The organism is Streptococcus sp. 1032 (assembly GCF_013277015.1).
GTDB lineage: Bacteria > Bacillota > Bacilli > Lactobacillales > Streptococcaceae > Streptococcus.
In genome coordinates this window covers 36,675-51,885 of record NZ_VMMD01000013.1, presented here as the reverse complement: position 1 = coordinate 51,885, position 15,211 = coordinate 36,675, and the positions used below count along the sequence as shown (strand labels likewise).

Here is a 15,211-nt window from a genome sequence, read left to right as displayed (position 1 = left end):
GAATCATTCTTAACAGGATGACTAGGTTGAACAGTTGATGATGTCGATGATACATAATTTCCATTTAATGCATTCTTAGCTGTGTTAATTGCTGATAATGCATTGTTGACTTCCGTTTGTGTCGCATTATCTCTTGCTAATACTGCTTTACCTGCTGTTACTGCTCGATCGTACGCATCTTTCTTACTTGCTTCGGCATTGTAGTAAGCTGCAGTTGCCTTAGTTTCTGTGTCACCTGTGCTTGTTGCTGTTCGAAGCGCGTCTTTATTTGTTGCGACTCCTCCCAGATCATTCTTAGCTGTGTTAATTGCTGATAATGCATTGTTGACTTCCGTTTGTGTCGCATTATCTCTTGCTAATACTGCTTTACCTGCTGTTACTGCTCGATCGTACGCATCTTTCTTACTTGCTTCGGCATTGTAGTAAGCTGCAGTTGCCTTAGTTTCTGTGTCACCTGTGCTTGTTGCTGTTCGAAGCGCGTCTTTATTTGCTTCCTTAGGTGCTACTATTGCTGCATCACTAAAGCTTGAAGCACGAATACCAGGATTAGTATTCATTTCATTATTAATTTCTATAACCGATAAAACAAAATATTTCCCTTCTGCAAGAGGTTTTAAATAGTCTCCGCTTTGTATAGTTACAGTAGTTTTATTTGTTTTTGGATTGACTCTTCCATACGGAACATCTACTTTTGCTGTCAATCTAGTTGGTCTAGGATTATGATTTTCTGCCCACTCATCTTCGGGATATACTCCTTTATCACGGTCATTATCATGAACCAAATATATTTTCATTTTTGCATATGACGGAAGATTTGGAACAACAGGAACTTCTACATCAATTGTCGGTTTAGTTTCCTGTTTACCTTTTAAATACTCATCGACAGTAGACTCCTTTTGCCCAGTAGGAACTTTAATCGTTGGTTTACCAAGTGAACGGTAAACTCCAATTTGAGCTGTCTTATCTCCACCTGCAGTTTTTACAGTGAAAGATAAGATAGCATCAGAGACTCCTTTAACATCTGTTTTTGCCTTTACAAAATATGTCGTTGCATTGTTTGGAAATCTATCCATTTTTTCAAGAGTCACACTACGACCTGTACTACTCGTTGCTGTTACACTCTTAATATTTCCGCTTTTAGATACAAATTTGAATATTCTAGTATATTGGTTAGATGATAATGTATCAAAATATCTATCAGTTCTACTGTAATTCCCATCTCTTTGACCATTCGATATTCCAAACTCTATACCTGTCACTTCCTCTGGCGTTGCTCTAAACCCACTTCCTTCAGGCAAAGAAGTCCTATTCAAGCTATGATTATGTCCTGCGATATTTGTGCCATTTGGTTCAGTATTTTCAGCTCTAATTCCGACTGTTTCTTTACCATTTGTTGTATCTGGTTTAGGAGTGAGTTTTCCTTTTGGTTTAGGAGTGGGTTTTTCTTTTGGTTTAGGTACACGTTTTAAACCAGCGTTTTTATATCCAACCAACGCATTATAAGCAAGATCAATTTCTTTTTGAGTTTTTGCATTAACAAGTACTTCTTTTGCTTTCGCAACTTTTTCTTGTAATACTTTAACAGTATCTTCTGTATAGTCCTTTAAGTTTAATTGATCAATTTCTTTTAGAAGAGATTCCAATTTATCTTTATTAGTAATCACTTCCTTTTCTTTGCCATTTGTTTCGGCTTTATTGATTTCCTCTGTCTTATTAGCAGGAATCATATCTTTATCAGATACTTTAATCTCATTTGCACCTTGAGCATTAGAACCAGCTCCATCTTCCTTGTTAGATGTTTTCTTTGCAGGCTCAGGAGCTACGATTTCCTTATTCCCCCCAGCTTCTAGAGATTTCTCTGGAGGAACTCCCTCTACACCAGCATTTACCATTTCAGTATTAGCCGTAGCAGGTGATACAGGTAAAGAATTTGCCTTAACCGCACCATTAGCAAAAAACATTAATGCTGCTACAGCAACACTTGCTGCACCAAAATGGTACTTACGAATAGAATAACGGAATACCTTTTCTCCGTTCACTTCACGATTTGATTTTCTCATCTAATCGCCTCTCTCTTATTTTTATTTTTGAGGTACTAAAAAATACCCCCCCTTAAATATTTTAGGAATTTAAGGAAAGGATACACTCTTTAATTTTTGGTACCACACTTGTTTAAAAAACCATAGTACACCTTCTATTTTACATCTTTCTTAGAAAAATTAACAGTATAACCCATATATTTTTTTCTAATTTAGCATTTAATTTTAGCGAGTATAGATATTTTTTTACTAATCTATTATTACTATTAAGCAGGAAACCAAACAAGACCTCCACTATATCGAGGAGGCCTTGGATCAGCTCGGTTATTTAGTAAAAGACTAGAAAATTTTCTTTTCCCAATCGTCTTCTGTACGGCGAGGGTAGAAAAATTCAGATTTGTCCGGAGCTTCCATCATCTCCATCAAGGGTAGCATATCATAGGCCAGATCCAAGTTTGGAATCTGGTCTTTTTGAATCCAATAGCTCAAATAGTAACAATGATATTTAAAAACTACATTGAATGAAAATTAACAACTACTTGCTTACTAAAAATATATCACCAGTTATGTTGATCAACATTATCCTTAGTCACAAGATAAATTGGAGAAACTGTTTCTTTTTCCAGTTTTTTCCCTTGATAATGATCGATTGCTGATTGAATAGCAATTTCACCCATCTTAGCTGGTTGCTGAGCAATAGTGGCAGTAATATCACCTTTTGCAATAGCATCATGTGCATCTGGTTGACCATCAATACCAACAATTAATACATTGCTAAGACCAGCTGCTTTTACTGCTTGTGCAGCTCCTAACGCCATCTCATCATTCTGTGCAAAGATTGCTTGTACTTCTTTGTTTCCTTGAATCATATTTTGCGCTGTATTCAAAGCTTTTGCGCGATCAAAATTAGCGGATTGACTAGAAAGAACATCTAAATTTGTCTTTGAAATTTGTTCAAATCCTTTACCTCTATCTACAGTTGCAGAAGCGCCAGGGACTCCTGATAATTCAAAAGTTTTTGCTTTTTCTCCCAATTGCTTGGTAATAAATTCTGCAGCCATTTTACCTGCTTCTACGTTATCAGAAGCAACAGTTGTCAAGACTTCACCGCCATTACTACCGCGGTCAATTAAGATTACTGGAATATTTGCATTATTAGCAGCTTTAATAGATGTTACAATTGCATCAGAATCAACTGGATTAATTAGTAAAGCATCTACATTTTGACTAATAAAATTTTGAATATCATCTGCTTGTCTAGCAGCATCATCTTGTGCATCTGCTATCTTCAAAGTTACTTCTTTTTCTCTTGCGGCTTTTTCAAGACCATCTTTCATAGCTACAAAATAGGGATTGTTAGTAGTCGAAATAGAAACTCCTAATTTTAATTCTTTTGCAGACTTTTGAATCGTAGATTTATTATCATTTGATGAATTTCCTAAACCAGTTTTTCCACAAGCTACTAAAGCAAAAATAAATGTTACAAACAAAGCAAAAATGCTAATTTTTTTAATATTTTTCATGTTATTACTCCTCGTAATATATATCTATAGGGATAGTTTCAATCCCGATTATTGTACATCATCTAATAAATTGTTACTATTTCCAAAAAAATTGAAAATTATTCTACTGTTTTACAACTTTAAAACGATCAATCAGAACAGCAATTAAGATTACAACTCCTTTTACTACTTGTTGCCAAAATGCTGAAACACCGATAATATTAAGTCCATTATTCAAAACCCCAATAATTAAAGCACCTATTAAGGTCCCCAGTATGCGACCTTTACCTCCTGATAATGAGGTTCCCCCAAGAACAACAGCTGCAATAGCATCCATTTCATAACTAGCACCTGCTGTTGGTTGAGCAGAACTTAAGCGTGATGTTATAATCAATCCAGAAATTGAAGCCATAATACCTGAAATTGAATAAATGATAATTTTCACTTTATTTAGTTTCACACCTGATATATATGCTGCTTTTTCATTCCCCCCTATAGCATACACAGATTTACCAAATGCTGTTTTATGAAGTAAAACATATAAAACAATAAATACAATAAACATAATAATTACAGGAAATGGAATTCCGACTATATAACCTTGCCCCAAAAATTGAAATAAGAATGTATCACTTAATCCTTTTGTAATAGGATTCCCATTTGTATAAACAAGTGTTGCACCTCTAAAAATAGTCATAGTTGCTAAAGTAACGATAAATGGAGCTAATTTCCCGTAGGAAATCAATAAACCATTCATCATCCCCAGAATGCAACCCAAAATTAAAGAGATGAGAATTGCTAACGTAACAGGCATTCCAGATCCTAATAGGCCAGCGGTTAGCGCACTGGATAAGGCTAAAATTGATCCAACTGATAAATCAATTCCACCTGTTAGAATAACAAAGGTCATTCCAAAAGCGATCAGTGCATTTGATGTTACTTGCAATAGTAAATTTAACAGATTATTTGCTGTTAAAAAATTTGAATTGATAATAGTGATGACAACCATTAAAATTATCAATGCTATTACCGTTGTCAATTCTGACATGTACTTCACAGTATTTTTCACACTATTGTCCTCCTGTAGCTAGTTGCATAACTTTTTCTTGTGTAGCTTCTTGACGTGTTAATTCTCCACTAATTCTTCCTTCATGCATGACCATAATACGATCACTGACTCCGATCACTTCTGGTAAATCTGAAGATACCATAATAATCGGCACACCTCGTTCAGCCAATTCATTCATTAATTGGTAAATTTCACGCTTAGCACCAACATCTACCCCACGAGTTGGCTCATCTAGAATCAGTACTTTTGGAGCAATACCTATCCATTTTGCTAAAACTACTTTCTGTTGATTACCACCAGAAAGTGTTCCAACTTCCTTATCTGGATAACCTGATTTAATTCGTAGCCTATCTATTAAACGTTGTACAAATATATCACTTGTTTTATTATCGAAAATGCCATTTTTAACAAAATCACGAGTACTAGGTAAAGTCATATTATCTTTAATAGAAAAATCTAAAATCAATCCCTCATCTTTACGATCTTCTGTTAAGAAACCAATTCCATGCTTAATTGCTTCAAAAGGATTTTTAATTATCAGTTGTTCTCCGTTTATTATAATTTGACCAGATTTTAAAGAATCAATTCCAAAAATTGCTCGCATTATTTCAGTACGACCAGCACCCATCAAACCAGAAAAACCAAGAATTTCCCCTTGACGTACATAGAAAGAAATATCCGTAAAAGCATCACCAGAAAGATTCTTAGCTTGAAAAACAATATTCCCAATCTCAGCCTTTTTTTCTGGATAATAATCTTCTAATTCACGGCCTACCATCTTCTGAACTAATTCATCCGCATTAGTTAACTTCGTTTTCTTGGTATCAATTACAAACCCATCCCTCATAACAGTTATAAGATCTGTGATCTTAAAGATTTCTTCCATCCGATGTGAAATATACACAATACCTACACCATCAGATTTTAATCCTTCTATCACTTTAAAAAGTGTTTCAGTTTCACGATCAGTTAAAGCTGCTGTGGGTTCATCCATAATTAACAAGGAAACTTCTGATAATAAACATTTTGCTATTTCTATCATTTGTTGTTGTCCGACTGATAATTGACCAATGATTGCATCGAGAGGAATAGAGATATTAAGACGTTTAAATGCTTCTTTAGCTTTCCTTTCCATACTAACTTTATCTAGAAACCCAATCGAATTTTTAATTTCTCTTCCTAAAAAAAGATTATCAAGTACAGTCATATCTGGCCAAGTATTCATTTCCTGATGAATAAAACTCAGTCCAAACCGTTCTGCCTCTTGAGGATTAGAAAATGTTTTTTCTTTTCCATCAATAAAAATAGTTCCTGAAGTAGCTGGAAAAAGTCCAGTTAAAATATTCATTAAGGTTGATTTGCCTGCGCCATTCTCCCCCATTAAAGCATGAACTTCTCCTGAATTAAGAACCAAATCAATACTTTCTAAAACACGATTATTCCCAAAAGATTTTGAAATGTTCTTCATTTCAATTTTCATAGGCAACCCCCTTCTAAATAATAACTCCTGATTGCAAGATTATATTCGAATATGGTGTATCTTCCCCAGTGCGAATAACTGCCTTAACTTTAGTATTCATAGCTTTCAATTCTTCATGACTAATATATTCAATAATTATATTCGATCCTAAAAGATCTAGAACTGCTTGCCACTGTTCTTTGTTTTTTTCCTTAATTTCTTCTGCTAAGAAAATTTTTTCGATAAGTACATGATCTGAATATTCTTTTAAAACTTCTAAAAAACTTGGACTACCTTTTCTTAATGCTAAATCAATTTTATCAACACCTTTTGGAACTGGCAATCCTAAATCTCCGATACAAACCAAATCCATATGACCTAAATCATCAGCTAGTTTCGCTATATTACTATTTAAAATCCCATATTTCTTCATATCCTGAATGCTCCTTTATTTCTTTCAAACTCGGCATACCTCCTTGCGCTCCAAATCTTTGAACAGAAAGATGTGAAGCAATCGTTGCAAAGGACAATGCAACATCCATCTCTTTTCCTTTTGAGATAGCATAAGCAAAAGCACCATTAAACGTATCTCCTGCTCCTGTGGTATCAACTACTTCTGCTTTTATAGCAGGAATTTTCTGAACTGCTGTCCCATCATAATAAATAGAACCTTCAACTCCTAATGTCACAATCATTTTATTAGGATAAATTTTAATAATTTCTTCTAGTTTCTTATCTGGAAAAAGCTCTGAACATTCATGCTCATTAGGAGTAATAAAATCACAAAAAGGAATCATCTCTATATCTGTTTCTCTAGCTGGTGCAGGATTGTAAAGCACCTTAACTTTATTTTCTTGACAAAATTTAGCTATAGATAGGTTGGCTTCATGTGGTATTTCATTCTGTAATACAACAATACTTGCATCACTAATCAATTCCCACTCATTTTTCCAATCATTTGTTTTAACTAAATTATTCGCTCCGGGATAATAAATAATCCTATTATCACCTCCATATAAAGTAATTTGTGCAACTCCTGTAGATTGTGGTACCGTTCCCACATGTTCTGTAAAAATATTATTATTTTGCAGATTACTTAGTAAATCTGCTGAAAAAATATCTTCTCCGACGTTTCCAAATATGTAAATATTATCTTCTACACTGGATAATCTACCAATAGCTACAGCTTGATTTGCACCTTTTCCACCTGGAACTATATTAAATGAATCCCCAAAAATCGTTTCACCTCCTTCTGGAATCCTTTTTGTTCTCATAACTAAGTCCATTGAAATACTTCCAACAACAACAATTTTACTCATTACTTTCTCCTTAATGTATTTCTTTCTACGTATCTAACAGGTAGTTTAATTTTAGCTTCATCTATAGAGAACTTATTTGCCATATTATAGATTAGTTTTGCAGCCTGTTCTCCCATTTTATATGAGGATTGGTGAATAGTTGATAAAGAAGGGTAAATAAATTGACTAAGTACAATATCATCATAACCAATGATTTGAATATCATCTGGAATTTTTTTACCAATTGCTAAAATTTCATGAATATAAGCTATCGCATGAATATCAGAAGGTGCTATAATACTATCGATATTTGGATTTCTTTTTAGATTCTCTTTAGCTTCTTTTTGAATTTTTTCAAAGTCAAACGTTTCACTTTCTTCAATACAAATTTCTAAAGATTTATTCCTCAAATAGTTTAAACTTGCTTCAAACCGTTCCGCGATATTCTCGGCTTTATCATCTAAAACTTTAATAATCAGAACTTGTTTAGCACCTGCATTACAGATTGCTTCAGCAGCCAAACGACCACCTGACTGATTATCAGAAAAAACACCGTAACCTGTATCTTTACTAATTCGGTCAACCACAACAACAGGTAATGATAAATCTGGATATTCTTTTGTGAAGTCATGTGTAGTAATAATGCCAGCAGCATTTGTTTTCAACAGCAAGTTAACATATTCACTCAAAGATTCTTGGTCTGAAATCGTACCAACCATAATTCTATAACCTTTATCTTTCAAATATGATTCAGCGCCTCGAACCAATCTTGGGAAGAAGGGATTTGAAATATCTGGCAATAAAAGTCCTACCATTTGGTTTTTTTTGGTTTTCAAAGATTGCGCTAATACATTTGGTGTGTAATTTAATTTTTTAATCGCATTTTTTATTTTCTCTCTCGCATCATCTCCAACATAACCTTTTTTTGATATATATCTTGAAACCGTTGATTTTGATACTCCAGCTTCTTCAGCAACCTGTTTTATTGTAGTCATCACTCCTCCTTCTTATGTTGTGGAACCGTTCCCTTATTCTATAGTAAACGTTTTCTTTTGATTTGTCAATACTTTTCTAAAAATATTTTAAATTTATTTCATAGTACATATATTTTTCCAAATATATTATTACTATTACACAAGAAACACAACAAGACCTCCACTATATCGAGGAGGCCTTGGATCAGCTTGGTTATTTAGTAAAAGACTAGAAAATTTTCTTTTCCCATCCATCTTCTGTACGGCGAGGGTAGAAAAACTCTGACTTGTCAGGAGCTTCCATCATTTCCATCAAGGGTAGCATATCATAGGCCAGATCCAAGTTTGGAATCTGGTCTTTTTGAACCCAAGAAACTTCTCCTTCATCTGAAGAGCGCAGTCTACCAGAGAACTCAGTCGCCTTATAACAAATGACAATATAGCGCCCACCTGTATCTAGTGGCCAATTTTTAATGCCGACAAGTTGAGGATTTTGGATAGTCAATCCTGTTTCTTCGTAGATTTCACGAATGACAGACTCCGCAAAAGCCTCACCATTTTCAACATGACCTCCAGGAAAGGCATAACCAGACCAGCGATTGGTTTCAGGAGAGCGATACTGCATAACCACGCGCTGAGTTTCGATGTCTTCAATCAGACAAATATTTGTTAAAATCGTTAATTGGGAACGAGCCATATTTTCTCCTTTAGGTACTATTCTAATCCAAAGCCTTCACTTCCAACATCATATCACGTATCTGAGCTGCTAGTTCAAAGTCAAGCACTTCGACGGCTTCTTGCATTTGTTTTTCGAGTTTCTTAACAAGTTCTTTGCGCTCTTGTTTGTTGAGGCTATTGATGTCGACTTCTTTTTCTTCTTCCTTGGCAACTGCCTTGGTCACAGCAATCAGGTCACGGATTTCTTTCTTGATTGTCTGAGGCACAATACCGTGTTCTTCATTATAAACCATCTGGATTTTGCGACGACGGGCAGTTTCATCGATAGCACGTTGCATAGACTGGGTCACAGTGTCCGCATACATAATGACATGTCCCTCACTATTACGAGCAGCACGACCAATAGTTTGGATGAGGCCACGTTCGTTACGAAGGAAACCTTCCTTGTCAGCATCGAGAATGGCTACCAAGCTTACTTCAGGAACGTCAATCCCTTCACGGAGCAAGTTGATTCCGACCAAGACATCAAAGACACCCAAGCGCAGGTCACGGATAATCTCCGTCCGTTCCAAGGTCTTGATGTCTGAGTGCATGTACTTGACCTTAATGCCCATTTCTTTAAAGTAGTCGGTTAAATCCTCTGCCATTTTCTTGGTTAAAGTGGTAATAAAGGTACGCTCATTCTTTTCTACACGGGCATTGATTTCACCTAAGAGATCATCAATCTGTCCCATAGTCGGACGGACTTCCACCTCAGGATCCAAAAGACCTGTCGGACGAATGATTTGCTCAATCACTGTCTCGGTCTGTTCATTTTCATAGTCACCAGGTGTCGCTGAAACGTAAACAATCTGATGCACATGGCTTTCAAACTCCTCCCGACGGAGAGGACGATTGTCCAGAGCAGACGGCAAACGGAAACCGTAATTTACTAACATTTCCTTACGAGAACGGTCTCCATTGTACATGCCTTTGATTTGTCCCATAGTCATGTGACTCTCGTCAATCATAATTAAAAAATCATCTGGGAAGAAGTCGAGAAGCGTATAAGGAGGCTCACCCTCACTCCGTCCATCCATGTGACGTGAATAGTTCTCAACCCCGTTGGTATAGCCCATCTCACGCAACATTTCGATATCATACTCTGTCCGCTGTTTCAAACGTTGAGCTTCTAGCAATTTGCCTTCCTTCTCAAAGACAGCTAGTTGCTCTTCTAATTCTGCTTGAATCTTTGCAATGGCAACTTCCATGTGGTCGTCATTGGTCACAAAGTGAGTAGCTGGGAAAATAGCCAAATGATCCACTTCTCCTAAGACCTGACCTGTCAGAGCCTCAACCTCACGGATACGGTCAATTTCGTCTCCAAAAAATTCTACTCGAAAGGCGTGTTCATCACGAGAGGCTGGGAAAATCTCCACTACATCCCCACGCACACGAAATCTTCCCCGTTGGAAATCAATATCATTACGTTCAAACTGGATATCAACCAAGTCATTCAAGAGTTTATCACGAGAAATTTCAAGACCTGGACGGAGACTCACGACACTATCAGCGTATTCCTTGGGCGAACCCAAACCATAGATACAAGAGACTGAGGCAACGACAATAACATCATTACGCTCCAAAAGAGCCGAAGTCGCTGAGTGTCGGAGCTTGTCAATCTCGTCATTGACAGAGCTGTCCTTTTCAATATAGGTATCGCTAGAAGGGACATAGGCTTCTGGCTGGTAATAGTCATAGTAGGATACGAAGTACTCAACTGCATTTTCAGGGAAAAATTCCTTAAACTCCCCATAGAGCTGTCCTGCTAGAGTTTTATTGTGGGCGATGACCAGAGTTGGTTTATTGACTTTGGAAATAACCTGACTCATGGTATAGGTCTTCCCTGTTCCAGTCGCCCCCATCAGAATCTGAGCTTTTTCTCCACCCTCGATATTATCAACCAACTGCTCGATAGCTTGGGGTTGGTCTCCTGAGGGTTGATATTTTGATACTAGTTTAAATTGATTATCTGTAATACGATTGATCATAAGAATCCTCTCTCCATGTGCTATTCCTATTTTAGCATACTTGTATCATTTTCACGAAGAAAAGGACAGACCGAAGTCACATCCTTTCATTTTCTTTCTTTAATTGATGGGCGAGATAGACAATCAGCAGAAACAAAATAATACTGGACATGATGGAACCCTCAATACCAAAAGATCCACCAGATAGCCAGTCTTGATTGCCTTGTGGAGTAAATTTCATGATTGAGGTTCCTGAAGACTGACCACTAACTAATACTCCAAAGAGGTTGCCCTGTGCGAAATTCCAAGCTCCATGAATACCACCTATACCCCATATAGTATCTGTTTTAAGAAGATAAAGGGACATGGCAACCCCAAATAAAAAGAGATCAATTGCAGATAAGAAAGTTATGCCTGAATTTCCTAAATGAAGTAAGGTAAAGAGACTACTAGATATGATAATAGCAACTTTAAGATTGGTTCTCTTAGCCAATTGTGGAATCAACCAAGCACGAGTAACCAATTCTTCTGCCGTTCCTTGTAAAATCCAAAAAGGTATTGTAAATAAAGTAAAAGCTAGCGAATAAGTATCCAAGTGAATAGAGTCAAAATGATACTGTCCCAACATTACTAGTCCAGCTAAAGCAAGTATAAAGAGGGATAGTCCAATACCGTATCCTTTAAATAAGGCACTTAAAAAATTTTCTTTATAGAATCCCAAGGTTCGAATAGGTCTTTTCTCTACTTTTCTAGTCCATCTAAACACAGTTAAGATGATAAAACCAAAGGACAGTAATTCAAATATTAAATGAATATCACTTGTTTTATCAGAGATACTTTGAAATATAGATTGAAGGAGATCTGCAATTCTTTGACCACCTACACCAAGACTGCTAAATAGCCCGATCAATGCTAAAAAACTAAGACCAAAAAATAGAGAAGATATGAATTCAGATACATAGACGAAAAATAGAGCTAACAAGGGGCTTGTGTAAATGTTTAAACTCATTTTAGAAGTTTCAAAGTCTTTTAAGATTCTTTTATCTTTCATAACTTTATCCTCTTTTACTATATGATATACCTTTATTATAGCACTTCTGTTGTGTGATTCAAGACAAAACCAGAATTATACATGTTATATCTTCTGACATAAAACCCCTAGATTTGCCTTTTTTTACTTTTTCTGATATAATGGGAAAATATTCGGAAAAGGAGACTAAAAATGAAGAAAAAATTTCTAGCATTTTTGCTAATTTTATTCCCAATTTTCTCATTAGGTATTGCCAAAGCTGAGACGATTAAGATTGTGTCTGATACCGCCTATGCACCTTTTGAGTTTAAAGATTCAGATCAAACTTATAAAGGAATTGATGTTGACATTATCAACAAAGTCGCTGAGATTAAAGGATGGAACATTCAGATGTCTTATCCCGGATTTGACGCAGCGGTCAATGCGGTTCAAGCTGGTCAAGCTGACGCTATCATGGCAGGAATGACAAAAACTAAAGAACGTGAAAAAGTCTTCACCATGTCTGATACTTACTATGATACAAAAGTTGTCATTGCGACTACAAAGGCACACAAGATTAGCAAGTACGACCAATTAACTGGCAAAACCGTTGGTGTTAAAAACGGAACTGCTGCTCAACGTTTTCTTGAAACAATCAAAGATAAATACGGCTTTACTATTAAAACATTTGACACTAGTGATTTGATGAACAACAGCTTGAGTGCTGGTGCCATCGATGCCATGATGGATGACAAACCTGTTATCGAATATGCCATTAACCAAGGTCAAGACCTTCATATTGAAATGGATGGGGAAGCTGTAGGGAGTTTTGCTTTCGGTGTGAAAAAAGGAAGCAAATACGAGCACCTAGTTACTGAATTTAACCAAGCCTTGGCTGAAATGAAAAAAGATGGTAGTCTTGATAAAATCATCAAGAAATGGACTGCTTCATCATCTTCAGCAGTGCCAACCACAACTACTCTAGCAGGCTTAAAAGCTATTCCTGTTAAAGCTAAATATATCATTGCCAGCGATTCTTCTTTTGCACCTTTTGTTTTCCAAAACTCAAGTAACCAATTTACTGGTATTGATATGGAATTGATTAAGGCAATCGCTAAAGACCAAGGTTTTGAAATTGAAATCACCAACCCTGGTTTCGATGCTGCTATCAGTGCTGTCCAAGCTGGTCAAGCAGATGGTATCATTGCTGGTATGTCTGTCACAGATGCTCGTAAGGCAACTTTTGACTTCTCAGAATCATACTACACTGCCAATACTATCCTTGGTGTCAAAGAATCAAGTACCATTGCTTCTTATGAAGATTTGAAAGGGAAGACAGTCGGTGTTAAAAACGGAACTGCTTCTCAAACCTTCCTAACAGAAAATCAAAGCAAATACGGTTATCAAATTAAAACCTTCGCTGATGGTTCTTCAATGTATGACAGTTTAAACACTGGTGCCATTGATGCTGTTATGGATGATGAACCTGTTCTCAAATATTCTATCAGCCAAGGACAAAAATTGAAAACACCAATCGCTGGAACTCCAATCGGAGAAACAGCCTTTGCCGTTAAAAAAGGCACAAATCCAGAATTGATTGAAATGTTCAACAATGGACTTGCAAACCTTAAAGCAAACGGTGAATTCCAAAAGATTCTTGACAAATACCTAGCTAGCGAATCTTCAACTACTTCAACAAGCACTGTTGATGAAACCACAATCTGGGGCTTGCTTCAAAACAACTACAAACAACTCCTTAGCGGGCTTGGTATCACTCTTGCTCTAGCTCTTATCTCATTTGCTATTGCTATTGTTATCGGGATTATCTTTGGTATGTTTAGTGTCAGCCCGTATAAATCTCTTCGTGTGATTTCTGAGATTTTCGTTGACGTTATTCGAGGTATTCCATTGATGATTCTTGCAGCCTTCATCTTCTGGGGAATTCCAAACTTCATCGAGTCGATCACAGGTCAACAAAGTCCAATTAACGACTTTGTAGCTGGTACTATTGCCCTATCTCTCAATGCAGCCGCTTATATCGCTGAAATCGTTCGTGGTGGTATTCAAGCCGTTCCAGTTGGACAAATGGAAGCCAGCCGAAGCTTGGGTATCTCTTATGGAAAAACCATGCGTAAGATTATCTTGCCACAAGCAACTAAATTGATGTTGCCAAACTTTGTTAACCAATTCGTTATCGCTCTTAAAGATACAACCATCGTATCTGCTATCGGTTTGGTTGAACTCTTCCAAACTGGTAAGATTATCATCGCCCGTAACTACCAAAGTTTCAAGATGTATGCAATCCTTGCTATCTTCTATCTTGTAATTATCACACTTTTGACTAGACTAGCGAAACGCTTAGAAAAGAGGATTCGTTAATGGCAAAATTAAAAATTGATGTAAATGATTTACACAAGCACTATGGAAAAAATGAAGTTTTAAAAGGAATTACGACTAAGTTCTATGAAGGAGATGTTGTTTGTATCATCGGTCCTTCGGGTTCTGGTAAGTCAACTTTCCTCCGTAGCCTTAATCTTCTTGAAGAAGTTACGAGCGGTCACATCACTGTGAACGGCTATGACTTAACTGAAAAAACAACCAATGTTGACCACGTCCGTGAAAATATCGGAATGGTGTTCCAACACTTCAACCTCTTCCCACATATGTCTGTATTGGACAACATTACTTTTGCTCCTACTGAGCACAAGTTAATGACTAAGGAAGAAGCTGAGAAATTGGGAATGGAGTTGCTTGAAAAGGTTGGACTAGCAGATAAAGCTAATGCCAACCCAGATAGCCTATCAGGTGGTCAAAAACAACGTGTAGCCATCGCTCGTGGACTAGCAATGAACCCAGACATCATGCTCTTTGATGAACCAACTTCTGCCCTTGATCCTGAAATGGTTGGAGACGTACTAAACGTTATGAAGGAATTAGCTGAGCAAGGTATGACCATGATTATCGTAACCCATGAGATGGGATTTGCCCGTCAGGTTGCCAACCGCGTTATCTTTACTGCAGACGGTGAATTCCTAGAAGACGGAACACCAGATCAAATCTTTGACACCCCTCAACACCCTCGTCTGAAAGAGTTCTTGGACAAGGTCTTAAACGTCTAAACGCAAACTGTAAGGATTTCCTTGCAGTTTTTTTCTATCTCGTATTGGATTTTTT

11 protein-coding genes and 4 pseudogenes are annotated in these 15,211 nt (G+C 36.7%); 4 read left to right on the top strand and 11 right to left on the bottom strand.

Translation table 11 applies throughout. The annotated features are described in order from the left end of the window. Positions 1–74: 74 nt before the first annotated feature. Positions 75–2,060: pseudogene (locus HT711_RS11040) on the bottom strand (YSIRK-type signal peptide-containing protein); the annotation flags it as partial. A gap of 244 nt (positions 2,061–2,304) precedes the next feature. Between HT711_RS11040 and HT711_RS03680 the strand changes: the two are divergent. Beyond that, positions 2,305–2,382, top strand: a pseudogene (locus tag HT711_RS03680) (DNA-binding transcriptional regulator); the annotation flags it as partial. Here the strand turns inward: HT711_RS03680 and HT711_RS03675 are convergent. From HT711_RS03675 to HT711_RS03645, 7 genes and pseudogenes are all read right to left on the bottom strand, one after another. Then, positions 2,379–2,519, bottom strand: a pseudogene (locus HT711_RS03675) (NUDIX hydrolase); the annotation flags it as partial. The pseudogenes HT711_RS03680 and HT711_RS03675 overlap by 4 nt on opposite strands. A gap of 77 nt (positions 2,520–2,596) precedes the next feature. Then, positions 2,597–3,562: a substrate-binding domain-containing protein gene (locus tag HT711_RS03670; protein ID WP_000789621.1), complete on the bottom strand. Its 966-nt coding sequence runs from the start codon at positions 3,560–3,562 to the stop codon at positions 2,597–2,599. Between the two features lie 103 nt (positions 3,563–3,665). After that, a complete protein-coding gene (rbsC, locus tag HT711_RS03665) occupies positions 3,666–4,610 on the bottom strand; it encodes a ribose ABC transporter permease (RefSeq protein WP_173249753.1) in 945 nt (314 codons plus the stop codon). A 1-nt stretch (position 4,611) separates the two neighbouring features. Continuing rightward, the gene (locus HT711_RS03660) at positions 4,612–6,090 is read right to left on the bottom strand and encodes a sugar ABC transporter ATP-binding protein (RefSeq protein ID WP_173235105.1); all 1,479 of its coding nucleotides are present in this window, start codon (positions 6,088–6,090) and stop codon (positions 4,612–4,614) included. A gap of 13 nt (positions 6,091–6,103) precedes the next feature. Further along, the gene (gene rbsD / locus HT711_RS03655; RefSeq protein WP_000759835.1) at positions 6,104–6,502 is read right to left on the bottom strand and encodes a D-ribose pyranase; all 399 of its coding nucleotides are present in this window, start codon (positions 6,500–6,502) and stop codon (positions 6,104–6,106) included. Next, on the bottom strand, positions 6,477–7,388 hold the full coding sequence (gene rbsK / locus HT711_RS03650; protein ID WP_173235103.1) for a ribokinase: 912 nt from the start codon (positions 7,386–7,388) through the stop codon (positions 6,477–6,479). Before rbsK ends, rbsD begins: the two co-directional genes overlap by 26 nt. Then, positions 7,388–8,362, bottom strand: a complete 975-nt coding sequence (locus HT711_RS03645) for a LacI family DNA-binding transcriptional regulator (protein ID WP_000207600.1) — start codon at positions 8,360–8,362, stop codon at positions 7,388–7,390. Before HT711_RS03645 ends, rbsK begins: the two co-directional genes overlap by 1 nt. Before the next feature lie 143 nt (positions 8,363–8,505). Here HT711_RS03645 and HT711_RS03640 point away from each other — a divergent pair. Then, a pseudogene (locus tag HT711_RS03640) lies at positions 8,506–8,574 on the top strand (DNA-binding transcriptional regulator); the annotation flags it as partial. Here the strand turns inward: HT711_RS03640 and HT711_RS03635 are convergent. The 3 genes from HT711_RS03635 to HT711_RS03625 all read right to left on the bottom strand — a co-directional run bounded on the left by HT711_RS03635 (position 8,571) and on the right by HT711_RS03625 (position 12,079). Further along, entirely contained in the window at positions 8,571–9,038 is a 468-nt protein-coding gene (locus HT711_RS03635; protein WP_173235101.1) for an 8-oxo-dGTP diphosphatase, read from the bottom strand. The pseudogene HT711_RS03640 and the gene HT711_RS03635 overlap by 4 nt on opposite strands. Before the next feature lie 22 nt (positions 9,039–9,060). Further along, positions 9,061–11,049 carry an excinuclease ABC subunit UvrB gene (gene uvrB, locus HT711_RS03630; RefSeq protein ID WP_173235099.1) on the bottom strand — a complete coding sequence of 663 codons (1,989 nt, stop codon included), beginning with the start codon at positions 11,047–11,049 and terminating at the stop codon, positions 9,061–9,063. A gap of 76 nt (positions 11,050–11,125) precedes the next feature. Further along, positions 11,126–12,079: a type II CAAX endopeptidase family protein gene (locus HT711_RS03625; RefSeq protein WP_164226214.1), complete on the bottom strand. Its 954-nt coding sequence runs from the start codon at positions 12,077–12,079 to the stop codon at positions 11,126–11,128. Positions 12,080–12,250: 171 nt separating this feature from the next. On the opposite strand from HT711_RS03625, the gene HT711_RS03620 reads away from it, so the two are divergent. Both HT711_RS03620 and HT711_RS03615 read left to right on the top strand, forming a co-directional pair. Continuing rightward, on the top strand, positions 12,251–14,416 hold the full coding sequence (locus HT711_RS03620) for an ABC transporter substrate-binding protein/permease (RefSeq protein ID WP_173235097.1): 2,166 nt from the start codon (positions 12,251–12,253) through the stop codon (positions 14,414–14,416). After that, positions 14,416–15,156 carry an amino acid ABC transporter ATP-binding protein gene (locus tag HT711_RS03615; protein WP_173235095.1) on the top strand — a complete coding sequence of 247 codons (741 nt, stop codon included), beginning with the start codon at positions 14,416–14,418 and terminating at the stop codon, positions 15,154–15,156. Before HT711_RS03620 ends, HT711_RS03615 begins: the two co-directional genes overlap by 1 nt. Positions 15,157–15,211 lie beyond the last annotated feature (55 nt).